Genomic DNA, 24,284 nt, shown 5'->3' with positions numbered 1-24,284 from the left:
GCGGCCTGCGCGAGCCATTCCGGTGCGGGAAGCTGCGCCGGTCCAAGCATGACTCCGTGGACAAACAGCCCCTAGAACATGACCGACCCGGCGGCCACCAAGAAACCCTTTCGTATCGTGTTCTGGGGGACATACGACCTCGGCAAGCCGCGCGTGCGTATCCTGTTGCAGGGTTTGCGCGAAAACGGCGTCGACATTCTCGAATGTCACGAACAGGTATGGGCCGGCATCGAGGACAAGACCCAGATCGTAAGCCTTCGCATCAAGCTTCGATTGCTGCTGCGTTGGCTGAGTCATTATCCCGGCTTGATTTGGCGCTACCTGCGCTTACCGCCCCATGACGCGGTCATCGTCGGCTATTTCGGCCATCTCGACGTTCTCCTGATCTGGCCGTTCGCCAAGCTAAGACGCGCCCCCTTGGCGTGGGATGCCTTTTTGTCGCTCTACGATACCGCGGTCAATGACCGAAAACTTGTCGGGCGGCGGCACCCTCTGGCGGCATTCCTCTACGCCTGGGAATGGCTCGCCTGTCGAGCTGCCGATATCGTCCTATTGGACACCAATGCCCATCGGCACTATTTCATCGACACCTTCAAGGTCCGACCGGAGAAGGTCAAGCACGTTTTCGTGGGAGCCGAGACAGAGTATTTCCATCCCCCGGCCAACGGTCGCGTGCCGCGCGACCTGGCGCGTCCATTCACTGTGTTGTTTTACGGCCAGTTCATCCCGTTGCATGGCATCGATACCGTAGTACGCGCCGCAAAACTGACCGAGGGACAACCGATTCGTTGGGTGTTGATCGGCAAAGGGCAGGAATCGTCTCGAATCCGTCGCCTGATCGACGACTTGCAATCCCGTAATATCGAATGGTATGAATGGGTACCGTACAACGAACTCGTCCATTGGATCCATCAGGCGGATGTCTGCCTCGGGGTCTTCGGCACCAGCGAAAAGGCATCGCGGGTTATCCCGAATAAAGCGTTTCAAGTCTTAGCCGCCGGCGGCACCTTGATCACGATGGATTCCCCCGCCGCGCGAGAATTGCTGATCGACTATCCGGGCGTCACGCTTCTTCCACAGGCTTCACACGAAGACTTAGCCCGTAAAATATCCGAATTCGCCGCCCTCGGCATCCCGAGCAGGCAGGCATCGCGGATACCCTGCAACTCCGATCGCATCACTCCACGCAACGTTACTTCTCCACTTCTGAATGCGTTGCGAAGCATCGTACTCAGTCGTTCTTCTAATGCATAAGAATACATCCGATAAGAATTTGCCAATCTTTATTTTGATGGCGACCTACAATGGGGCGAAATATCTCGGCGCGCAGATAGCAAGCATCAAAGCACAAACCCTTGCACATTGGTTTTTATTAGTAAGAGATGACGGCTCGACCGACGGCACCGTTGCCCTGCTGAAACATTTCGCCGAGCACGACTCTCGCATCCTGCTCATCGATGATGCTCTCGGAACTTTAGGTGCAGCTCAAAACTTCGGCCAACTCATGAAACAGGCGCTAGCGCTGAGCGGATCTTATTTTGCCTTCAGCGATCAGGACGACGTGTGGAATCCAAACAAGCTCGAGCGGCAATTCAAAAGACTACTTCAACTCGAAACGCAATACTCCGAGGATACACCTATTCTCATTCACTCGGACCTTACGGTCGTATCCGAAAAACTTGATGTCATCTGCTCATCATTCATGTCATATCAAGGCATACGCAATCCCGCCACACCCGCACCGACAACCGTCATCTTTCAAAATCACATCGTTGGGTGCACGCTACTCGGCAACAAGGCATTACTTGAAAAGGCGACTCCGCTACCCCCCGACACCTACATGCATGACTGGTGGCTTGGACTTTTCACAGCCTTCTTCGGCATTACCGAATTCATCCCGCAAAGCCTGGTCGCTTATCGCCAGCACAGCACTAACCAAGTGGGGGCCGGTGGAATTCGATGGCTACTCAAGCCGACAACGTGGTACCGCATCGCCTTAAAGCTTAATAGATTGCTCGACTGCTCGATCAGTCAATCACAAGAACTCCTGAAACATTCGAATTACCAAGAACCGCGATGCAAACCCATGATCCCAACGACATCGCTACAAGACTTTGCAAAATTGTCAGATTATCGCCTGGCAAAGCGAATAACCACAACCTTAAAGCATAAAATCCATTGCCAAAACGGCGTCCTGACGGCATTTCTTTATGTTCAGATTGCCTGCTTTCCGCTTCTGCAAAGATATAATCGAAAGGGCGCACGGAAATGATGTCTGCAAGCGAACATGCGCCCATTGCCCAACATCATATCTCATCAAAGCTACTTAGCGCAGGGTCACGGAATACTATCCGGCCGCATCTTCGCACCGATCGACGGCTTGTCATGAGATGAGTCACCACCTCTAGCCGAGGAACACTACCGAACAACAGCTCACTCGCCAACGCTACTGCTGCCCGAGCACGATCATCGCACGCATAACAAGATCGTCAAATCGCTTGTTTCTGTGAACTTTGGGCTTCCGCGCATAGCGGAATCGAGAAACGACGGTACTGCTAGGGGGCCGCAGATCAATCAGCTCGCCAACAATAGATGCCTGATCGTCCGATAACTCTTCCCGATAAATCCGGATGAAACGCACGGCCTGCTGCAACGACTTAAATCCAATCTTTCGACTTCGCCAACGATTCAGGAACTCTTGCGCTCGGGTAACGACCACGCTAGTTGGCGAATGCTGCCAAGGCGATGTGTTCGTACCGTGACGGCGATATCGAATCCTAGTACTTGAATCATAGATCACGACGCCGAATGCGCTGGCGCACAGATAAGCCCACCAGTCGTGCGAAGACATGGCGGATGCCGGAGCCCGAAGAAGGTAATTTCTAACACCCCCCCCCATTACGATCGTACAGCCGGGCACGACATTTTCCACAACCGCGTTGTTGAAATCCAGATAGCGAGGAATGTCCGAAAGTGCTATTTTCTTAAGATTCCGATCCACATAACATAGCCTGCCGAAATAGAGCGCGGTTTCAGGGTGCTTGCTTTTCGAAAGCATTTCAACGGCACGGCTAATTTTATCGTTAGCCCACACATCGTCTTGATCACAAAACGCAAAAAAATCGTCCTCGGATGCCTCTAGCTCCAACAACTTTCGAAAACTTTCATTGAATCCGAGGTTTTGCCCAAATGAGACATGAAAGCCAATGGGTGCCTTTTTTGCGTACTCTCGAATGATATCGGCAGTTTGATCTGTTGACCCATCGTCTCGCACATGCACGGAAAAATGAGGATAATCTTGACTCAATAAGCTATCGAGTTGTTCGCGAAGATACTCGGCGCCGTTGAATGTAGAGAGAAGCACATGAACGTGTCGACGCATCATCCATCCATGCCTAGAAATATTGATCACGCTTGAGATATCGCTCCGGGGTGCAACTTCACGGCACAAGCCACCAATTCTTCTCCGGCGTCGCTCCGTCGAAACTGCTCGATACGAGCCATCAGCAGCGATTTCAGCTCCAAGAGCGCCGTGCCGACTCTCGGAAACGCAGTGACCGAGTGTGCCTGCCGAAGCTTTAGGTCATGACTGCCGCGGAACACCGTGCCGGCGCGTGCCATTGTCGTCCAAATCAGGGGGTCTCGAAACCCCGCCCGCCTCAAGAGCGCGATCATGGTTGCCGTTGAAAACAAATGTAAGTGACGCGGCGGATCAAGAGGCAGCCAGCTTTCCCGAAACAGGGCATGACCGTAGCTGTTGCTATTCGGAGTAACCAAAATCAAACGACCACCGGGCTTGAGCAGACGACGGCATTCCGCCAATAACCCGACAGGATCATGAATGTGCTCAATGACATGATTGGCGATGACCGCGTCGTAGCAATCACCGGGCAGCCCGATAGTCTCCAGTGCCCCTTGATGAGTGGTGAGTCCGCGATCACGCGCTTGCCGAATCGCTACCGGATCCACCTCCTGGCCCTCGACCGTCCAACCCATCGCCGAAAGGCGTTCAAGGCGCCGCCCGTCACCGAAGCCAACTTCCAACAATCGACCTGGCGAGATCCTGTCTAAATACATCAAGTCCGCTCGGCGGCGCTCCGCGAGCAATCCGAGCGAGGTATAGAGGAACCACGCCAACATGCGCTCGAAAAGGGGCGTCCGCCTTGGGTCATGGGTATAGTAATTAAGGTACGCCAGCCCGATATCTTCCTCGGACGGCATCGGGTTCAGCCACATCAGACCACAAGCGGGATTCGAGCATTCGCTCAGGTTCCATTCGCCGGAGGCGCCGAACAATCGATCCGCGAGACCGGTATAAAGCGGCTTTCCCGGACACCCGCAGAGTTCACAATGCAGCTGTGGGCGCGTACGTATCATGGGCGATTCCTCTGTGCATCGAAGTTGCACGGTTTATTTGGCATGACTAGGCATACCTTTGAAATACGAGCGGACCCGCCGAACCTCATCCGGCTCAATGAGCCAGCGCCATGACGCCGCCCCGAACAGCATCAGTGATACAGCGCAGATCGCGCTCTTGACGATTGGATCAGAGACAAAAGCAACACCGACCATGACCAACATCATGCCCCCCCCAATCCACCACGACAGGCCGAAGGGGAGCCCGACTCCGGATAGGAGTCGGCGTGCAATCAAAAAGAGCAAGACCGTATCGACGGCGACCCGCAAGGTCCAGGCAACGGCAGCGCCAGTGACCCCGAAGGTTCCGACCAACCACCAAACGCACGCCAGATACGGGACCACCTCCAACAAATGGAGCTTCGCGGTCAGGTCCGGCCGTCCTGCTGCTTGAATCAAGGCGTACGGCATACGGGCGAGGCTGTTCATCAGCACCCCGACCGCCAGCCACTGAAGCACCCGCTCGCTTTCCGTCGCAAACCGAGGACCCAACCACCAATCGAGCCCTTCGTGAGCGAATGAAACGACAATGAGTACGACAGGCGCCAACACCAGAAACGCATATCGCACGCCCGTCGCGAACAAATGCGTGGATCTTGTACGGTCGGTTAAAAACGTCGCCGCGAACGCCGGAAAAAGAACTCCGCTTATCGCTGCCGGGATCACCAATAGACGGGTCACCACATCCCACGGCGTTGAGTAGAACGCAACCACCGCAATCGACAGCAGTCCCGCGACGATAAAACGATCGAGATAATCCACGATCGGACCAACCACATTCGTTACCGTCATCCAGGCTCCGAAACCAAATAGCGGTCGAACGGCCTGAATGTCCACGTGAGGAGCACGAAGACCAATGCTGCCGCGCAAGCATAAAAACCCGTAAGCGATCGTTGCGATAGCACGGGCCAGCAGGATCGCACCAACCAGGGCATCAAGACGATCGGTGATCAGCATGACAGTCAGAGGCCCGAGAAAGGTGGCTGCACCCAACAGACCATTCACAACCGCGACGACGGAAAAACGTTGGTATGCCTCTAGAACCCCTCGCAAGCCCGTGGCCAAGGTCACCACCGGAATACCGAATGCAACGACCTGAAATGCGCGGAGCGCTTCATCCTGTAAGATCGAGGGAATCTCAAGTACTTCGGTCACCAGCCAAGGCGCGAAGAGCAGCAACATCAAGCACCCGATGATCCCGAAACCGGCCATGAGCGCCAAAGCCGTCCACACCAGGACTGGAATCTCTTGAACCTGGTCCTGGCCCAACCGTCGCGCGACCAACTGTGTCAGGGCGCGCCCTAGACCGAAGTCGAACAGGCTTGCATAGCCGATCAAAACCCACGACAAGGCCAAGATCCCGAAGCGCTCCAACCCGGCACCCGAAATCAACAGCGGAATCGCCACGAGGGCCGCCAGCAAGGGGAGACCCTGGCCAGTTAGATTCCAGAGCATATTGCGCGCTAAGCGACGCCCACTCGTGAGACTTGCTGCGGGGGAGACCGTCATGGGCATGCGCGAAAGGGCAGAAGCGCCGAAAAGGGAGACAGGACGATGATTAGCGCTCCCCGCCCCGAGTCGGGAAACCCTCCGACCGCTCGCTGCGCGCCAGATACCGAAGCTCTTCCAGCAACTTTCGGTTTGCCGCCAATAGGTCGGCCAGAAAAGCGACCAACAGGGTCTGAAAGCCCATTCCCAGCAACGCAGCCGCAAGGATCAACGACTGGACGTGCCCTTCGCCGCTTCCAACCCACCACCACCACAGAAACCGAAGGCCAATCAGGAAGCCCACCGTAAACAAGACTACCCCGATCGTGGCAAAAAACCTGAATGGACGATAGATGACAAAGATGCGGACGATGGTGACGATGCTGCGCTTGATGTAGGAGGGAATGCTTTTAACCAGTCGCGACGGGCGTAAATCTTTGTTCACCCGCACGGGCACCGAGCGGATGGCCATGTTTTTCTGACCGGCCTGGATGATGGTCTCCAGTGTATAGGTATAGTCGTTGAAGACAACCAGTTGCTGCGCGGCCGCGCGGCTCATCGCGCGAAAGCCGCTCGGGGCATCTGGAATATCGGTTTTACTCGCCAACTGCACCACCCAGCTACCCATTTTCTGAAGCACTTTCTTGACCGGCGAAAAATGCGCGATCGTCTCGATCGGACGTGCCCCGATCACGATATCAGCCTCATGTGCCAAAATCGGCGCGACCAACGCGGGAATATCCCTTGCATCGTATTGGTTATCCGCGTCGGTGTTGACAATGACATCGGCACCGAGCCGCACGCAGGCATCGAGTCCAGTCATGAAGGCACGCGCGAGGCCCTTATTGGCGGTGTGACGGACAACATGATCGACGCCTAGCCGACGAGCGATTTCGGCAGTGTCGTCGATACTGCCGTCGTCGATCACCAGCCATTCGACCTCACCGAACCCGTCCAAGTGGCGCGGCAATGCGGCCAACGTGACGGATAGAGTGCCAGCCTCGTTGAAACAAGGAATCTGAATAAGGAGTTTCACGTCAGATTATGCGATGGCTTCAGCTTAAAAAATCCGCACTCGGGATGACGTGACGTCTGGTTATCTGCACTGATTATCACTAAGACGCCTGAATGGACTCTATTCTAAGCCGGTTCTGCGCTTTTGCGCAGGAAGGGCGACGGGGGGAATCTTCGCGAGATCCTGATAGAGCAACATCGCGAGAAAAACAAAAGAAGGTGCGAGCTGCAAGGAAATGCGACTGACCGATGTCTGACCGACAACGGTGAGGGCGTATCCGGTGAACAGGAAAAGCACAAGAAACAGGACGAATGCCGAACCCAGGATAAGACATAGAGCCAAAAGCGGTCGCGGCCAACGCGTGCCGGAAAGGAAGCCGATTATGACCCTCGCCAGGAGCATGAAGCCAACCATCCAAAACAACAAGTGCCAGTTGGAAAACCAAAACAGACTCTGCAGAAGCGGGAGGACTGCGTCAGAATGGAATTGGAGCCCCAGCCCGGCCAGGGTGTGACCGGCGACTTCAAGGTCGCGCGGGAAAAACAACAAAACCCCAGCACTGAGTAATATCCCGAAACCAACCAAAAGGATCAGCCGGCGCGGGGGCAAAAACACGGCGGCAAAGCCAGGCAGCAAAGCAAGGATCCAGTACAATGCCTCGTTCTTGATCAGAAAACACCCCGCAGCGAGGAGGAGCGCAAGCAGACCTTGCCAGAACAAGCGCGTGTTGCTCCAATGATAAAACGCCATAAGCGCCGCCAAGTAGAAGATGCCCATGAAGACATCCGCGTACCCCGCCAGTGCAACCTGTACGTTGAGGATCGGCAGGCTGAGCAGGAAATAACAGAATACGAGCGCCGCAAGCGGACCGATTCCCGCCATTCTGGCTTGACCGAAAAAGGCCATGCCCCCGGCAGCGGCTACCAGCACCCAAGGCAGGTTCATCACGGCATCATCCCATCGGCCCAGTATCAAGTTCATCCATGTCTGCAGCAAAGGGGTCGTAATGGGATAGCCGGGGTGATTGTCGGTGAAGACACCTCGACCCTGAAGCGCCAGCCATTCGTCATAGTCGACGAAAGGGACGATCGCCTGCGCATCGGTCCAAACCCGAGATTTGGTTGCCCAGTGCATATACGCATCCCAGGGAAATAAGGGACGCCAATACACCTCCAGCCAAAGACCGCCAAGTCGGATCGCGAGGATCGTCAGCAGTACGGCGATCAGGAGTTTTTGCCAGAGGGGGAGATCACGGTAATCCCGGCTCAGCCATACACCGCCGAAAGACCGCGGGTACCGATACTCCAGCAGCACGCCAATGGCGATCAGCAATAATACGACGGGCACCAAGAAGATCAGATGGAGCCCGAAACCGGCCGCATCGAGACCACGCATGAGCAGAGTCAAGAGCATGACGCCGACGAGAAAACCGTATCCCAAGACCAAGACTCGGCGTCCCGCCATCGCGGCTGGGACAATCCGATGCACGACGAACGTACCGAGCAGCCATGGCAATCCCAAGGCAAAAGAAATACGAAGGAGATCCATTAGTGCACCCGATACAACTGACCGGTGGGATCCGCGTACAAAGGCTCCGCAGAGATCCGCTGATCATCCGGCCACTTTAGCTCGCCTGACTCCGGTTCATATTTGACGACCGTCGAGCGAAGCGTCAGCACGAAATCTCCCGGCTTCAACTGATTCGCCGATGGGAGCTCGTTTACGCGACCGCGGGCCCAGTAAGGATTATGCGGGTACAAACGATACGCCGCACGAAGGCCGAGATACTCCTGCGAGGTCGCAATGAAGACTCGCGCAGGCGGCGGCCCAAGAAGAGGGTAAACCCCTTGGGTCAACTGATAGATCGAAGCGTCTGGACCACTCAGAGCCTTTTCGCCTTGTGTTTTTCCCGCAAACGCTTTTTCAGCGTCCATAGCCTGTCGCCATAGCTGCCACTGCCATGGCGCATCCAGCGCGAACCAGGCAATTAACAGTAATCCCCCGGCGACACGCCAATCAAACGGCGGTCGGAAACGCCGCGAGACCAGCAGGAGCCCATACAACAAGAGTCCAACAGCGAGAAACGTGACAACGAAGGGCATACGAAATTTGATGGGCGGGTCGATGCCATTTCCCTTGAATACGTTGATCGACCACTGCGCCAACGGGTCATATCGAGCCCAACCTGCGAAGAACCATGCAAGTCGGTTAGCCATTGTATCAGGCGCAAGGCGCACCTGATGAATCGATATTTCCGCGCCGGGGGGCCCTTGCAGAGCAATACCCACGCGGGCCAGGTCACCCGACCATTCGGGCAGGCTACTCAGATCAAGCCAAATCCCGGACCAGCCATAGATCGGGAGTGACGCCTGCTGCAGCGGGCCAATTGGCGGACTTTGCTGAATGAATAGTGGGTCATGCCTGGATCTGACGGACCACAATAGAACGGCGTGCGTCAAACTCCTCACGCTCTCCGCCTCGATCGTGAGAAACCTGTAGGCGTCAGCCGACAGGTCCGCTAGAGGCAGTGGCAGCAAAGCTCGACCCTGCGTATCAAGCACCAGCCGATAAGCTCCCGGAATGCTGGAACCGGAACCGGGGGCGTGACGAAGATCGGCAGCCTGCCACTCCACGACGTGACCGCTTCGTCCCTCCGGAAGGGAGCTCAGGACCCCCGCGATCCATGCAACGGCCATGAATCCGCAGACGCTCAAGACGCAGAACAGAAACCACCACTTGGACGAAACCCCTACCATGCCGGACATGAGCGACTCTTTCACGACCTGAACTCCCGACTATCAATTGCGGCTGATTCCGGACTCAGGATCAGTACACTTCCATCGAAACGGCGAAACCCTAAGCTGCGGAGCGACTGAGTATCTCGGGCAGCAAGGAAATCATTGGAAACCGAGATGCGTATTAGGCTCCCTTGCGCAACCATGGCGCTTTTGAACGAGATGAAGGTGACTCTGTTAAAGTCGAAACGAACCCCCGGAACTGCCAGACCCAAATAAGGATCGGAGAGACTGCCGGCAGGATCAGGTATCCGATCTGATACGCGATCGCGACGCCTTCGTAGGCCAACGGCGAGAAACCAAGACGCTCACGGGCACCCTCTCCCATCTGGAAGGCCAGGATTTTGATGATGTTTGTCGCCACACCGAATGTCTGTACCAGACCGAGTATCCACAGGCCGACAGCCCATCGCCAAGCCTTCTCTCTGACATGAATCGGCGACGCGAGCACCAATGCAGTGTACATTGGAATACCATACCCATACGGCAGCGGGTTTACTTTAAAGACAGCAGCGACATCGGGTCCGCCCGGCACCTGAGGGTTCGGTATAGCCATGAAGGTTTGGACTAATAACTCATTACCATTGGATCGAACACCTCCGATCAGCTGCGGATAGACGTTGGTCATGATGACGTCCATAAGCGAGGACAGCGGCAGAATCGATAAGATCGAGAGGAAGTACCAGGCTGCAAAGCAGACCGGAAGCCATAGCAATGTGTAAACCGTAAAGCGAGTGAGTAAGCTGAGATCACGCCAAGCCATGCGAGCGATCTCCATGGTGCTGCCCCGATATCCAACGCAACCAGACCAAAAACACCAAAAGTACATCGAGCATGATCAATGCCTGCCACAAGTAGAGATGCGCCCATTCAAAAAAAGTCTGATTCCATTGTCCTAGATAAAATAGGCTAATTATTCTTATTAAATTCAGCGCCTGAACCGTCAGTAGTCCAAGCGCGATACCAATTGCCCTCTGTCGCCACGAAGCGGGGAAAGCCAACATAGCGGCGACGAGCACGATTCCCGCTTCGACGCCGTTGCAACCGGCTTCGATCGAGACTGCGAACCCGGATGCTTGGTCCCAGATCAGCTTGCCCTGGGCGCGAACTTGATCGTCAAAGGCCTGCATGATCCACGCACTAACGTGGCTTATCGCAGACGTAAACGGCAAAACGAAAGCCTCTTGCACCGGCGACGACAGTTCGGCGACCAAAAGGACAATGACGATTAGGAAAAACGTCAAAATGAATCTAATCATCGGGCTGCTTCCGTATTTTGTATCGCGGCGGCACGAGGGCAGCTGTTCCGCGAGATCTTTTCAAGTCAAGAATGCCGCATTCTGTTGGGTGCGGGCATGCCGAGGCGTCGTCGCTCTTGGAGATGTGATCAGGTAGAGAGTCGTCGACCTCGTGTCGATCACAAGCGCGGCGCGCTCAAATCCGCAAGCTATCCGGCCGTCAGACGCAGCGGTTATGCAGGACATGCTGTAGGTGTCGGGAGATCAAGCGGGTATCGTATCCGCTGACCTGGCGAACAACGGACTCCCAATATTGGGTCATCGGCACGCCGCAGGGATTGCGCGTGAGCAGCTCGCGCTTCAGGAAGGGGTAGCCATGCCGGCGCAACAGGGGCTCCCAGAAGAAGTGGCTTGGATTCAAAGGAATACCGGCCATCAATGTCTTGTGAAACCATTTGAGATAGTCCCGTTGCGGAAGACGGGCGGCCCAGTCGGGGTTTTCCAGCGAGCGGCATTCCAGATCCTCAAGCAGATCCATCGCCACCATGCGATAGGGGTACAGCGCTTCCAATTGCAGTCCGGCGGACAACATACGCCGCGAGAACCCGATCTCGTGATGATGCACGACCAACTCTTTTGTCTGTGCGTAACAGACATCCTTCCAGAACCGCTGAAACTCGGTCGCCGCCAAAGCAGGTGGATGGAGCAGCAGAAAATAACTCTGGAGATGGTAATGATGCTCAAAATTATCCGTAATTCCCCAGATATCGGCCTGATTCGGGTCGGCTCGACCCAGTAGGTCGCCCAAGTCATGAAAGGGTCCGTAGACGCTGTCGTTGGCGAGGATCAGACTGTCGAGTGCGGCGAGGTCCGGGATCTCCCGCAACGCGTCCTTGTAGGCCCCGAAATCATATCCCCGATTACGCCGCAGCAGGATCAAGCCGCAGCGCGCCTTCAAGACATCGATGGCCGCTGGCAAGAGCAGAGGGCTGTTGGTCACGAACAAGATGCTGTAGCCGGCCTTTCGCAACTGCTCCAAATGGAAGAGGATGTAGGGGTGTACCAGACCCTTGTCGTCGTAATGCACGAAGACGGCGATCCGCTTGGACTCGCGCAGTCCTCGCTCGCCGTCCCAACGCTGCACGACCCAACTCGGATCCCGGGCCAGCCGCACTCGCATCCAACAGGCTCGATGCTCGATGAAGTTGCCGAGTCGGCGCCTGCCGAGCGCTTGACGGAATTCGCGCAAACCCATAAGGGATCCTTTCTTACTGCGTGGCTCGAGTTACTTGGATGTACGCGACTCTGCGCCCATGCCGACTGCCGCCTCGGCGCGGCGTGCATGGGACAGGGCGAGTTCGTTCAGCGGGTGCTCGGGAGGGGTCAACTGCGCCGCTTGCGCAAACCACCCCAAGGCGTCGGCCGGGGACAGGGCATGATTCAGGGCGAAAATCCCGAGCACGAAGGCTAGCTCTGCCGACAGCATCTCGGGTGCGTGGCGCAGGTGGCGCGTGATGACGGGCTCGAGCCTCGCGGCTTCGGCGTAGAACGCGCCGTGGATCAGGCGCTGGAAGACCTCGCAGCAGAGGCCGAAGAGCTGCGGTGCGGGTGATGCGTCCACAGCCAGGCGCTCCGCACATTCCAGTGCGGCGTCCGCGGGTTCAACCACCGCTCGCGCCGACAGGCGGGCCATTTCGATGGCTCCGGCAAGCGCGCCGAGCGCGCTGTCGGAGAGGGGTGCGGCGCGAAGGTGCTCGCCGGCGGCGCGGAACCAAGGCAGCGCTGCCGCCGCATCGTTTCGATCGTTCAGGGCCAGTAGGCCGCGGGCGTGACAGGAGCGGGCGAGGTCGAGCGCTGCCGAGTCCAGCGCCTCGCCTGACTCCCGGCCGAAAACCTCCGGTGCGTTGCCCCCGGTCGTGCCACGCGCATCCGCCAAGGCATTCGCCGCTGCGTAAGATCCAGCGAAAACGAGGTCGACGAAACAGCGTTCGAGCCCGCCCTCGAAGCGATGCGATGCGCACACGTCAGCGCCGTTGGCTCCGACAAATGCCTCGCGGACCGCCTTCAAACGCCCGGACGCCTCGGACGGGGCTATGCGGATCGCAGACTCAAGCGCGCCTAGTCGGCACAGATCGACGAGGTGCTCGGTCTCGCCGTCGTCCGAGCCGATCGACTGCAGGGCATTGCGCAGGGCGGACCCGGCGCGTTCGCCGAGCTCGAAATACGCCAGCGCATGTGCGGGATCCGTCGCATGATGCAGCGCGATGAAGGCGCTTCGATAGGCCAAACCACAGAGATTCGCCGGGATCGCGGCGGCGAAGTGGGCGAAACTCTCGATTGCGGTCGGTTCGGCCAGGACCGACTCGGGACGATCGAGATCGATGTCGTAAAGACGCCGGTAGCAGTCGGCCAAACGGCGGAGTTCCGCCCGCGCGGGCTCGATGTTGCCCGCGTTGACATGCTCCTTGATCAATCGCCCGGAAAAGCCGTGTGCGAGCGGCTCGTCCCAATCCAGGGCGCCGAGTCGGCGCTTTAGATAGTCCCGGTAGAGCGCCCGGTCGAGTGTCCGAGAGAGGTCGCACGACCGGGAACGACGGCAAGCAAGCGCCGTGAGATTCGTCTCAGACGCTCGGATCTCGACCTGCGTAAATCCATGTATCTCGAGCAGCCGGCGCAGCGCCGTCTCGCTGAAGAGCACCAGATGATAACCGGGGGTCAAAATCGGCAGCAGCGCGCCGGGAGACGCATCCCGATGGACACCAGCGGCATTAGGGGTGCTGATCACCAGCCAGCCGTCCGGGGCCAAGGGCGGGGTGATGTCGTCCAGAAATCGGTGTGGATCCACGACATGCTCGATGACCTCGGAGGCCAACAGTACGTCGACCGGCGCCTCGCCGCGCAAGGTCTCCGGACCGAGATAGTCTAAGGTCACCGGAAGATCCAGGAGACGTCGGCCGGCGCGCGCAAGCGGCGATGGATCGAAGCCGCGGACCTCCCAGCCGAGTGCCTCACGAGCGAAGTCCAAACCGAACCCGAAGCCGCAGCCGACCTCCGCATAACGCTTGATGCCTGCGTGATCGAACCAAAACAGGGGCTCGACCATAGTGTCGGGCGCCGCACCCTGCTCGACATAGAACTTGATGGCGCCCTGCGAGAGGGGCGCGTTGGCATCGGCATCCTCCGCCACCGCGCCGTCCTCGTAGGCCGGCGGCTTTAAACCCGGAAAGCTGAGCGTTCCACACACATCGCAGGCGTGGAGTCGCAAGAGATCTCCGGCATTGAACGGCGACGCGACCGCAAGCACCGACCGCTTTGCACCGTCCGAAAGGCAGACCGGACAGGCGAAATTTCGAGGCGAAGCCGGCGTCCAGTCAATCTTCATCCGCAATCCTCACACAAGCTTGTGGGTCGGCTCATGACTGGCCAGCCCCTGGAAACGGTAGCCCGCTATGTATCGAGCGATGCGACCGCCGACCGGTAAAAACAACCGGGTTCGGCGGAGCATCGCGCGCGCTCGGACGTTAGCGCGCAGTTACCGCGACATTGGACGCCCCCACAGTCGTTCCCCCTGCCCGGAATCGCAGAAAGAGCCGATTGTTGGCCGGATCAAACGCGATGGGCTGCCCCCTGCCGGTGGCCAGTACCGTGTAATAGACCGTTTGATTGGCAGCGACCATTCGGGTAAGACTAGTACCGCAACTCAACCAGGCACCACTCGGATTCGTTTCGCAGACCTGAAGCCCAACAGGCAAGCGGCGCCCACCATCATCGGGGCTGACCGTCACCATCCCACCGCTGCCGATGTTGACCGCAGCCACCGCGAATAGTCCGGTGCCGGTGCGACTCGGCAGCCAGACCACGCCGTCCCCGCTCTGCGTTACGCCAATGGCGAGAAGGTCGGGCGGTGCAACCGCTGCTGCAGAGAGGATGAAGGTATTGAGACCGGCCCTGCTCGGCGCCGGAGCGGTATTGTCACAGTCGAACACGAGCGCGATCTCCCTCGCCGCCATAGCCGCTGTCGGCGTGATCGCGAACACAAAGCCCTGCGTCGCCCTGGGAGCAATATCAACCGGAGTATTCGGGGCGCCGACTAGGACATTGCCCGCATTCGTCGTCTGGTAGCTGAAGGTCGCGGGGATACCGCTCGGCAAGGCCAACCTGCAACCCCTTGCAGTTGTGTTTCCGCCGTTGACGACACTGGCAAACGCCGTGGCGGTCTGCCCGATCGCCACGGCGCGAGCGTAGGGCAACACAGCGGCATTGATGTTCGCATCCCCTGCCCTCGCAGGCATCACCAGATTGTCCAGCCAGCCCGCATCGAGCCCGTGTGTGGCGCTGAAATCCTTCTGATAAGACCACCTCAGGGTATGCCGTCCCGCGGGAAGCCGATAGCTGTAAGACCGCCAACAGCTCGGGGACCATGTGCTACATCCTGATAGGCTGGCGATGGATCGGCCATCGACGGAAAAGACGATTCCATCGAAGTAGATCTCGCTGGAGACCGTCCAGTCAAACGACACAGTTCCCGCGGCAAAGGTGTCCGTAACTTCGATCGAACTGGCCTGGTTGTCGCGAATGGTCCCGGATCGCAAACTGTATCGACCTTCAGTGACCGGCGAGGTCACGATGTTCCACACCGCCCGTGAGCTCGAGGGAGTCGTGAAGCCGACAGGCCACACGCCACCCGCGGGAAATACTTCACTAGCTCCGTGCGGATCGACGAATGTTGCGGTCACCGACTTCTCGGCGTTCATCGAGAGAGTGCAAGTCGTCGCGGTTCCGGAGCAGTTTCCAGACCAACCGGAGAAGGTGTAACCGGAGGCAGGTTGGGCAGTTAGAACAACGCGGGTATTCCGCGCAAACCTAGCGCTGCAGGTCGCACCGCAATCGATACCGGCAGGTGAGCTCCTGACCATACCCAATCCTGCTTTTCCGACGGTGAGGCCAACGGAGTTGTCGGATCCGGTGAAGAGCAGCCGATTGGGGGAGCCGGTGGCCGGGTTCGCAACCTTGCCAGCGGTCGCGTTGGTGTTCAATGCGCTGGCCACTTCAGCCGGGGACGCCCCGGGATCCGTATGGAGGTAGAGGGCCGCGGCGCCGGCAACATGAGGAGCTGCCATTGAAGTCCCGTTCTTCACGCTGGTTGCCGTATCGCTCGATATCGAAGCCGAGGTGATCCCTTCACCAGGCGCGAAGAGATCCAGACAGGTGCCCCAGTTCGAAAAAGAAGCGCGCCCATCGGTGGGTGTGGTCGCACCAACCGTAAGTGCTTCCGGAGTAGATGCAGGAGAGCCGCTGCAGGCATTTTCGTTGTCGTTTCCAGCTGCGGCGACAACCGTAATGCCCGAATCGATCGCCCGCTTAACAGCTAGATTCAGCGACGCCGAATATGATCCGCCCAGGCTCATGTTTGCAACCGCAGGGAGTTGCTTGTTCGCGATAACCCAGTCGACTCCGGAAATGACACCCGACGTTAGCCCGGAACCGTTGCAGTCAAGGACCTTTACGGCAACCAACGCCACATTCTTGGCGATACCGTAGGTGTTACCGCCTACCGTGCCGGCGACGTGGGTACCGTGACTTTGACAATCGGTGTCGATGCTGTCGACAAAATTGGCGCCCCAGGTGGCCCTGCCGCCAAACTCAGCGTGCGTGATTCGGATACCGGTATCGATGATGTAGGCCGTGACGACATCGCCGCCGTTCGCGTAGAAATAGCTGTTGTTCAGCGGAAGATCACGCTGGTCGACCCGGTCCAAGCCCCAGGTTGCGGGACTTTGGACACCGTCGATGGACATCGGGACATCTTCCTCGACCAGCAGCACACGGGGATCCTTGGCGAGGGCCGCAGCCGCTTTAGCGGTCATCTCCACCGCCATGCCGGTGAGCGCGTTGCTCCACTGCGCCTGGACCTTGGCGCCATATCGCTGAGCGAGGGACCGGCTTAGGCTCGCAACCTCGCTCTCCAGGTTACCCGCCGATAGAGCGGAAACACTAAACGCCGAATCTCGAAACAACACGATGTAGCGGCCGACAGCGCCGTCTTGTGTCTCTACGACGTCAGAACCCGAAAAGTCTTTAAAAAGAAGCGGGGACGCATTCAAATCTTCCCCGGATTCCGCCGCAATGCCGGCGGCGATCAAACCTCCTGTCAAGACGAGGACCATGAGCATCCACCGAACAGATGTCTTCGTCGTCATTTTCTTACCCTCTAGATTCCATATTGGAGAGATTTCGGAGTCTGGATTCGCCTCCGAAAAAGGCATCCATCGACAACATGTATGTTCCCATGCACGGTCGAACCAGCCCAGAAACTAGGATGCCTCGCACCCGCCGCACTGTCCATCTTATCGTCAGCGGCCGACGCCGTGATAGATCGGTCTTGTGACGGCAGCCTCAACTCCGCCTGGCTGCGCTGAGCCCATCCAGGCGGTTGCCAAAACTACCCGGGAGTCTATCTGGTTAAGTTTAGGCGAGAGATCCTTGCGCACTCGAGAATGATCCGGCCCGAGAGATCGACCGGTTCCTCCAGGGACGGCTGAGACACAATCGCACTTCCAAGCAAGATCTGGCCGACGACAACGCTGTGCTGCGATGGGTAAAAGTGACCTTTTCAGCGCTTCTCGAACTCATCGACCAACCCGACTCCGCGTGCGCACTCTCCGCGCTTGACTGCATCCGAGATAAGCTGCACCAAGCCGATCGAGTCATCGGACCAGCGTTTCACGCCGCGGAGACGGCAAGAGCACGACTGACTCGAATGGTCTGTGCGGACAGCTCGACCCGTGACCGGCAAAATTCGCGTATTCAGATACTTGAGTCCGCTTTGATCCGACAACCTCGTTGCCGGCAAGATGAGCCCGCTTGTTCGGTATCTTGTCAACGGCAGGAACGACAGGCACGACTCGTGACCCTGCGGCGACTCGGCGCCCGGTGCGCACTCAACAGGCCAACGCCTCGACGGCCTCACATAGAAAATGCCCGAGAACCAGATGAAGCTCCTGAATCCTCGGCGTCTCGCGCGACGGGACCGAAAGCAGGAGATCCGCCGGCGCGATGAGGTCGGCATGTCGTGCGCCCGTCAGGAGCACGCTGAGCACGCGAGCCTCGGCGGCAGCTTCGAGCACCCTGACGATGTTGGGCGACCGCCCGCTGGTGGACAGCGCCCAGAGCACGTCGCCGGGCCGGGCCAAGGCGGTGAGCGGGCGCGAGAAGATCTCGGCGAAGGAGAAATCATTGGCCACCGCGGTCAGGGCGCTGGTATCGAACCCCAGTGCAACGGCCGGGATGGGACGGCGTGTCTTGTTGAGGAAAGGACCGATCAGCTCGCCGCTGAGGTGGGTGGCCTCGCCGGCACTACCGCCGTTGCCGCAGATGAAGAGTGTGCCGCCGTTGCGGATGGACTCGGCGGTGCGCGCCGCGGCATCGACCGTGGCGGCAAGCAGCTCGGCGTCGCCCCGGACGGCCTCGACGAGGGCTGCGGTCGCGCCGAGTCGGTCGGCAAGCATGGCAGCAAGATCTTGATGTGGGTGCTTTTTGGTGTCGTTCATGAGGACTCGGTCGACCGCATCGGCGGTGGACACCGGTATTTCGATGAAGGGCACCGACACGAAAATATGGATGACGATGTCTCGGGATGCAGACCGGCAATCCCGTTCGATGCGTTGGGTCGCATCCAACGCTGCGCCCTGGGCTCTTACAGCCGCTCAAACGCCTCTGACGGTCACCCGTGCGCGCGCGATCGTTGGGTGCGGTGGTCAAGGGCGTTGTAAAGGGCATCGCTGGAGGGCAGGTCTACTGTGCCACTACGCATGAACGCGAACAAGGGCGGTGTCGGACTGAAGTCCGATCCACACTCGGGAACGGCTACGGCGCACACAAAAAAACCGGACGCCTCGCGGCGTCCGGTCAATGGCGAGCCGACTCGGGGCACAAGGCCCGGTTGGCTTCGTTGTTTGAACAGTGTGCTCGTGTCAACTTCGGCCCGCTAGCAGCAGGTCCAGGTCTTGGTCTTATTGTGATAGACCGAGTTGACGAAGCATGTCCAGCTCTCCTCGTCTACAAACGTGTCGTTCATCCGGTGTCGGTCCGACCCGAAACCCGGATGCCGACGGATCGCGATTCAGTCGGTCGATGCTTGGGTCCCGTCGCGCTTTCCTCGCCCTTCACATCCGTGATCGGGGTAGTATTCTTTGACGTCGTCCCGGCCGATCGATGAGCTGGTTCGAGGTTAGAGACTGCCCCCTTCGCGGTCAAAACAGAATTTTGGCCTGCTTTCATAAATTTATCTTATTAGGCCGTGTCAATGACTTCGATCACGGCAGAGAATTTGGAAGATGAATCGACCACGCTTTTGGTTGACGACCGGCGCGGCCTGCGGGTTCGTCGCGGTCGCCTTGGGGGCCTTCGGGGCGCACGGTCTGCGTGACCTCGTGAGTCCGGAACGACTGGCGAACTGGGCCACCGCGACGGACTACTTGGGCCTGCACGCGCTTGCGATCCTGGCCTGTGGGCTGTGGCTGCTGCAGCGCCCCGATGATGGGCTCGTGCACCGGGCCGCGGGGGCCTTTCTGGTCGGCATCCTGCTGTTCAGCGGCAGCCTTTTTGTACTCGTGCTGACGGATCAGCGTGCGATCGGGATCATCACCCCGATCGGCGGCGTGCTCCTCCTTGTGGGTTGGGCGCTGCTCGTCGTCGGTGCCCGGGGCGCCCAGGGGCGCAGCCAAGCGGACTCCGGTTCCGGAGCGGATTGACGGCTCGTCGATGCGAATCCCGCGAATCTACGTCGACCTGCCCTTGGAGCCCGGCGCAGCCCTGGAGTTGCCGTCGGCTCAAGCCCGTCACCTCACCCAAGTTCTGCGCCTGCCGCCCGATGCGCCTTTGGTGTTGTTCAACGGCGACGGATCCGACTACCCGGCGCACCTGACTCGCGCCGACCGCGGCGCGACGCGTGTCCGGGTCGGCACGCCCGGGGCGCCGGAGCCGATCGCGCCGCTGGATATCCACCTCGCGCTCGGCGTCTCCAAAGGCGAGCGGATGGATTACGCGCTGCAGAAGTCCGTCGAGCTCGGTGTGAACCGCATGACGCCTCTGTTCACCGAGCGGAGTCAGGTCCGCCTGAGCGGCCCGAGACTCGAGCGGCGTCTCGATCACTGGCGCGGCATCCTCGTCGGGGCCTGCGAGCAGTCGGGGCGGCGACGCCTGCCGCATCTCGCCACTGCGGCATCCTATGCGGACTGGTTGATCGACCATGTAGGCGGCGGACTGCTGCTCGACCCGGGGGCGGCTCGGCCCTTGACCGCTTTGCCTGCTCCGGCGGCGAACATCACCCTGCTGATCGGCCCGGAAGGCGGGCTGAGCCCGCGCGAACGCGCGAGCGCTCGGGATCGGGGGTTCGAGGGGGTGCGCCTGGGGCCGCGGATCCTGCGGACCGAAACCGCACCGCTGGCCGCAATCGCCGTCATCCAAGCACTCTGGGGGGATCTGGGCGACTAAACCGCGTCCAGAGCGACATGCGTCGTTTTCAGTGTGCGTTTGGCTTCAGAGATATCCTCGATCCCGCTGAGACGCGGTTTAGGTGAATTTTTTAATCATTTAAACCGCGCCGGCTCCGACAATGATCGGAGCCGACGCGACCAAGCTCATCCAACAAACGACGCATACCGCGCCGGGCGCGGTTTAATCCGGTGACTCCAGATTCAGCTTGACCAAGGCATCCAAGACGGCTCCCAGGAGTTTGGTTTGTCGCGCCCGCGGCTTGTCGGAGGCCTGTCGATCGGCGATCAACCCGCGTCTGACGCTCTCCAGGTCATCGAGGATCTCGCCCACGCGACCGCAAAATTCACGCTGATCGACTGACTTGCCCCGATCGTCCACGCCTTCGCCGCTCGGCACGGTGCCCGGGTGTGGCTCGTTCGCGAGGCGATCGACAAGGTCGCGCAGACGCGCCAAGCCAAGGTCGAGTGCGTCCAAGCCGGAGACCAGTTGCGCATGGGTGATGTCCAGCTCGGAGCGACAGCGTGCGATCTCGACAATCTGCTCCAGCAAAGAGGCCGACGCCGAGATCGGATTCGCCTCCGGTGTCGGCGGCGCCGACGGGATGAGCGCAGGATCGGCTGCCGGATCCTCCGAAGGCTCCGTCGCCGGGTCGAGGAGCGCGGAGAAGGCCTGCTCAAGCTCCTCGCCGAGAGCCTGCTCCGAGCGCGCGAGCAAGTCGCCTGAATCGATGTCGTGTGAGTCGTCGACATCGGGCAGCGCCCATTCGCTCGGTGTCTCCGGCGCGGCCTCGAAGGTATCGAGCAGATCCTCGATGGGGATCTGCGGGGCAGCGCCCGATCGCGTCAAACCATCCAAAGGGACCAATGCCGACAGGCTGTCGACCTCGGCGGAGGAGGAGGTGCGCTTGAGTCCGTTCACGGACGAGGTGTCCGGCGCGTCGAGCGTCCAACCGGCCAGCCGCTCCCGATCGGAGGGCATGTCCTCGTCGATCACCTCGACAAAGAGCTCCATGAGCTCCGGAGCGATCCTCTCCTGCGCGGGGGGCGCGGCGCGGTTGAGACTCGGCACATCCGAAGACATGCCGCTCGGCGCTTCGGGTGGACTGCTCGGAGCGGAGGTCTGCTCGATTGCCCGTGCGAGCGCAATCAACGCCTGCTCGACGCACCCCGTCGGAGACGGAACCGCAAGCCCTGCGGCCACGCCAGCGCCGATCTCTCGCCGCAAACACGCCAGCGCCTCAGCCAACGGATCGAGAACGACAGCGACCGAGCGCGCATCGCGGACCCTGTCGTCTCGACGCACCCGGTCTTCACAGGCCGCCGCAAGATCGCCAGCGTCGGCCAACCCGAGCAGGCGCAGGACACCTGCGATGCGGGCGAGCATTGGCACGACCGCATCCGAGCGCGTCGACAGGTCTTCGATGCCCCGTCCGAACAACAGCTCGCTCACCCCGAGAAGCTCCCCATCCAGCTCGCGCAAGGCGGCGAGTGTCAGCTCGGCCGGCTCCATTCCGGAACCGAGCGAAGACGCTTCGGAGGCGACACCTTCATCGACACACGCTTGCAGGATCGATTCCAAGGCGAGCAGGTCGGCGGCCAGAGCCTCCAGACGCATCGACTGCTCGGTCGCCTCTGCCGACACCAGCGCCTTCACCTGGTCTGCGATCGCGGCCAGACGTGGTGCAAGCCGACGGGAATCGCTCGGATCCAGCACACCGACGACCTCGTGGAGCGCCGCGTAGGCGGCATCCAGCGCCGCCGGATCCAGGAAATCGCCGCGGTCGATCCGCTCGAGCAGCTCCTCGAGGGCGACGAGCTCGACAAGCCGCCCGTCGATGCGATCCGTGTCATCCTCAGAGGATTGCGCAGGTCGATCGCGATGCGGGCTTTGCGCCGCGCGAATCGCCTCGGACGCGCGATAGACGGCGACCAGATCGACCAGCCGGCGGTCTTCCGGCTCCAAGCCCCCCAGGAGATCCAACAGCCGCTCGATCAGCGCTCGGGCCTCGACCTCCGGCCACAGGGGCGGCTGCTGCGCAAATGGCTTCAAGACCCGATCGAGCTGCCCCATCAAGGAGCGCATACCCGCATCGCAGTCCAGCCGCCCGTCACGCAGCGCCGCCGCGAAGATCTCGGCCAGGCCGAAGAGGTCTGCCAGAACGCCGCTCCCCAGGCCGGCGTTCAATTGTCGAAACAGCTCCTCGAGCTGCGTCAAGCCGTGCGGATCCGTTGCGTCTCGATACCAGTCGACCAAACTGCGGTGAAACATCGGGCGCACCCGCAGCATCACCTCGGCAAGTGTCTGCAGGTTCGTCGTCGCACGAGACGTCTCGGCGTCGAGATCGACGGCGGCGCGCGGGTCAGCCATCGTGCAGTGCCCCGGCTACGGTATTCAACAGCTCGTCGGCCGTGAACGGCTTCGCGAGGCAAGACCGCGACCCGGCCAGTCGAGCCCGAACGCGGGCGTAAAGCCCACCGCAATCCGAGAGGATGACCACCGGCAGAGCGGCAAACCCGGGGGCGCGCTTCACGAGAGCGCAGACTTGAAAGCCGTCCAGCCGCGGCATCCCGCTATCGAGCAGCAGAAGGTCGGGGTTCACCGCGAACACCATGCCGAGCGCATCGAAACCGTCGCGCGCAACCTCGACGCGGTAACCCCGAGCGCGCAGGAGCTTGGCGGCAAAACGGCGCGCTACCGGGCTGTCGTCCGCCAACAGAATGCAGGCATCGTCTTGCGCAACGCGCGCGGCGGGCGACGCATCGGGCAAGGGATCAAGCAACAGATCCGATGCACGCGAGTCCGACGGAGCCGGAACCCTCGTCATCATCCCTGACAAGCCCCCGACCACTGAAGTACACTCGCGTGCATGTCTATCGATCTCGGCGTCGTGATGGATCCGATCGGATCCATCAACATCAAGAAGGACAGTACCTTCGCCATGCTGTTGGCTGCGCAGAGGCGCGGCTGGCCGCTGTGGTACATGGAGGTTGCGGATCTGTCGTTGCGCGACGGACGCACCCTGGCGCGGATGCGCTCGCTCGAGGTCACGGACGACCCCGCGGGTTGGTATCGTCTCGGGGCCGAGATCGAGCGCCCGCTCGATGCGCTGGGCGCGGTGTTGATGCGCAAGGACCCGCCGTTCGACATCGAGTATATCTTCACGACCTATCTCCTCGAGCAGGCCCACGCGGCCGGCTGTTTGGTCGTCAATCACCCGCGCAGTTTGCGCGACGCCAATGAAAAGGTCTTCACTGCGGCCTTTCCTCAGTGTACACCGCCCACCCTGATCACGCGCCGCGCCGCGCCGATTCGGGACTTCCATCGCGAGCACGGCGACATCATCCTCAAGCCGCTCGACGGCATGGGCGGGGCCTCGGTGTTTCGCGTGCGCACGGACGACCCGAACCTCAGCGTCATCATCGAGTCGCTGACACTGCACGGCCGACGCTACTGCATGGCCCAACGCTTCATTCCGGAGATCCGCGACGGCGACAAGCGGATCCTGATGGTGGACGGCGAGCCCGCGCCCTATTGTCTCGCGCGCATCCCCGCGCCGGGCGAGACGCGCGGCAACCTCGCGGCCGGAGCCTCCGCCGAGGCTCGACCCTTGACCGAGCGGGATCGCTGGATCGCCGCACAGGTGGGTCCGGAGCTGCGCGCACGCGAGATCCTCTTCGCCGGCCTGGACGTGATCGGGGACTTCCTGACCGAGGTCAACGTCACCAGCCCGACCTGTATCCGCGAGATCGATGCCGCCTACGGGACCGACATCGCGGGTGATCTGATGGACGCGATTCAGGCCCGAGTCATGCGTCGCACCTGAGACCTTGCCCA

Annotated in this window: 19 protein-coding genes; 5 read left to right on the top strand and 14 right to left on the bottom strand. The window is 60.0% G+C overall.

The genetic code is table 11. The features are described from left to right. Window positions 1-78 precede the first annotated feature (78 nt). Window positions 79-1,254, top strand: a complete 1,176-nt coding sequence (locus B4N44_RS03460) for a glycosyltransferase (RefSeq protein ID WP_296696957.1) — start codon at window positions 79-81, stop codon at window positions 1,252-1,254. After that, on the top strand, window positions 1,247-2,272 hold the full coding sequence (locus tag B4N44_RS03455; protein WP_296696955.1) for a glycosyltransferase family 2 protein: 1,026 nt from the start codon (window positions 1,247-1,249) through the stop codon (window positions 2,270-2,272). Before B4N44_RS03460 ends, B4N44_RS03455 begins: the two co-directional genes overlap by 8 nt. A gap of 174 nt (window positions 2,273-2,446) precedes the next feature. On the opposite strand, the gene B4N44_RS03450 is transcribed toward B4N44_RS03455, so the two are convergent. From B4N44_RS03450 to B4N44_RS03395, 12 genes are all read right to left on the bottom strand, one after another. Beyond that, the gene (locus tag B4N44_RS03450) at window positions 2,447-3,412 is read right to left on the bottom strand and encodes a glycosyltransferase family 2 protein (protein ID WP_296696954.1); all 966 of its coding nucleotides are present in this window, start codon (window positions 3,410-3,412) and stop codon (window positions 2,447-2,449) included. Beyond that, window positions 3,409-4,377: a class I SAM-dependent methyltransferase gene (locus B4N44_RS03445; protein WP_296696952.1), complete on the bottom strand. Its 969-nt coding sequence runs from the start codon at window positions 4,375-4,377 to the stop codon at window positions 3,409-3,411. The genes B4N44_RS03450 and B4N44_RS03445 overlap by 4 nt, the downstream gene beginning before the upstream one ends. A 33-nt stretch (window positions 4,378-4,410) precedes the next feature. Beyond that, a complete protein-coding gene (locus B4N44_RS03440; RefSeq protein ID WP_296696951.1) occupies window positions 4,411-5,871 on the bottom strand; it encodes a flippase in 1,461 nt (486 codons plus the stop codon). 103 nt (window positions 5,872-5,974) lie between these two features. After that, window positions 5,975-6,940 (bottom strand): glycosyltransferase family 2 protein, encoded by a 966-nt coding sequence (locus tag B4N44_RS03435; RefSeq protein ID WP_296696949.1) that lies wholly within the window; start codon window positions 6,938-6,940, stop codon window positions 5,975-5,977. 99 nt (window positions 6,941-7,039) lie between these two features. Next, on the bottom strand, window positions 7,040-8,467 hold the full coding sequence (locus B4N44_RS03430; protein ID WP_296696947.1) for a hypothetical protein: 1,428 nt from the start codon (window positions 8,465-8,467) through the stop codon (window positions 7,040-7,042). Next, the gene (locus B4N44_RS03425) at window positions 8,467-9,699 is read right to left on the bottom strand and encodes a hypothetical protein (RefSeq protein ID WP_296696945.1); all 1,233 of its coding nucleotides are present in this window, start codon (window positions 9,697-9,699) and stop codon (window positions 8,467-8,469) included. The genes B4N44_RS03430 and B4N44_RS03425 overlap by 1 nt, the downstream gene beginning before the upstream one ends. 139 nt (window positions 9,700-9,838) lie before the next feature. Then, a complete protein-coding gene (locus B4N44_RS03420) occupies window positions 9,839-10,477 on the bottom strand; it encodes an exosortase H-associated membrane protein (protein WP_296696943.1) in 639 nt (212 codons plus the stop codon). Next, window positions 10,464-10,973, bottom strand: a complete 510-nt coding sequence (gene xrtH, locus B4N44_RS03415; protein ID WP_296696942.1) for an exosortase H — start codon at window positions 10,971-10,973, stop codon at window positions 10,464-10,466. The genes B4N44_RS03420 and xrtH overlap by 14 nt, the downstream gene beginning before the upstream one ends. A 199-nt stretch (window positions 10,974-11,172) precedes the next feature. After that, window positions 11,173-12,207, bottom strand: coding sequence for a rhamnan synthesis F family protein (locus B4N44_RS03410; RefSeq protein ID WP_296696941.1), 1,035 nt, complete (start codon window positions 12,205-12,207; stop codon window positions 11,173-11,175). A 30-nt stretch (window positions 12,208-12,237) separates the two neighbouring features. Continuing rightward, window positions 12,238-14,217, bottom strand: coding sequence for a class I SAM-dependent methyltransferase (locus B4N44_RS03405; protein WP_296696939.1), 1,980 nt, complete (start codon window positions 14,215-14,217; stop codon window positions 12,238-12,240). 256 nt (window positions 14,218-14,473) lie between these two features. Continuing rightward, window positions 14,474-17,119 carry a S8 family serine peptidase gene (locus tag B4N44_RS03400; RefSeq protein ID WP_296696937.1) on the bottom strand — a complete coding sequence of 882 codons (2,646 nt, stop codon included), beginning with the start codon at window positions 17,117-17,119 and terminating at the stop codon, window positions 14,474-14,476. Between the two features lie 774 nt (window positions 17,120-17,893). Continuing rightward, window positions 17,894-18,502, bottom strand: coding sequence for a D-sedoheptulose-7-phosphate isomerase (locus B4N44_RS03395; protein WP_296696935.1), 609 nt, complete (start codon window positions 18,500-18,502; stop codon window positions 17,894-17,896). Window positions 18,503-19,288: 786 nt separating this feature from the next. Here B4N44_RS03395 and B4N44_RS03390 point away from each other — a divergent pair. Together B4N44_RS03390 and B4N44_RS03385 are read left to right on the top strand one after the other, a co-directional pair. Continuing rightward, complete coding sequence (locus B4N44_RS03390; protein WP_296696934.1) at window positions 19,289-19,705, top strand: DUF423 domain-containing protein; 417 nt, start codon at window positions 19,289-19,291, stop codon at window positions 19,703-19,705. Between the two features lie 10 nt (window positions 19,706-19,715). Then, a complete protein-coding gene (locus B4N44_RS03385; RefSeq protein WP_296696932.1) occupies window positions 19,716-20,447 on the top strand; it encodes a 16S rRNA (uracil(1498)-N(3))-methyltransferase in 732 nt (243 codons plus the stop codon). 183 nt (window positions 20,448-20,630) lie between these two features. Here B4N44_RS03385 and B4N44_RS03380 read toward each other — a convergent pair whose 3' ends face one another. Together B4N44_RS03380 and B4N44_RS03375 are read right to left on the bottom strand one after the other, a co-directional pair. Beyond that, window positions 20,631-22,817, bottom strand: coding sequence for a hypothetical protein (locus tag B4N44_RS03380; RefSeq protein ID WP_296696930.1), 2,187 nt, complete (start codon window positions 22,815-22,817; stop codon window positions 20,631-20,633). Next, window positions 22,810-23,229, bottom strand: a complete 420-nt coding sequence (locus B4N44_RS03375; RefSeq protein ID WP_296696928.1) for a response regulator — start codon at window positions 23,227-23,229, stop codon at window positions 22,810-22,812. Before B4N44_RS03375 ends, B4N44_RS03380 begins: the two co-directional genes overlap by 8 nt. An 87-nt stretch (window positions 23,230-23,316) precedes the next feature. On the opposite strand from B4N44_RS03375, the gene gshB reads away from it, so the two are divergent. Then, on the top strand, window positions 23,317-24,273 hold the full coding sequence (gene gshB / locus B4N44_RS03370; RefSeq protein WP_296696926.1) for a glutathione synthase: 957 nt from the start codon (window positions 23,317-23,319) through the stop codon (window positions 24,271-24,273). Window positions 24,274-24,284: the final 11 nt, after the last annotated feature.

The organism is Thiocapsa sp. UBA6158, assembly GCF_002423035.1.
GTDB lineage: Bacteria > Pseudomonadota > Gammaproteobacteria > Chromatiales > Chromatiaceae > Thiocapsa.
This window is presented reverse-complemented; position numbering and strand designations above follow the sequence as displayed.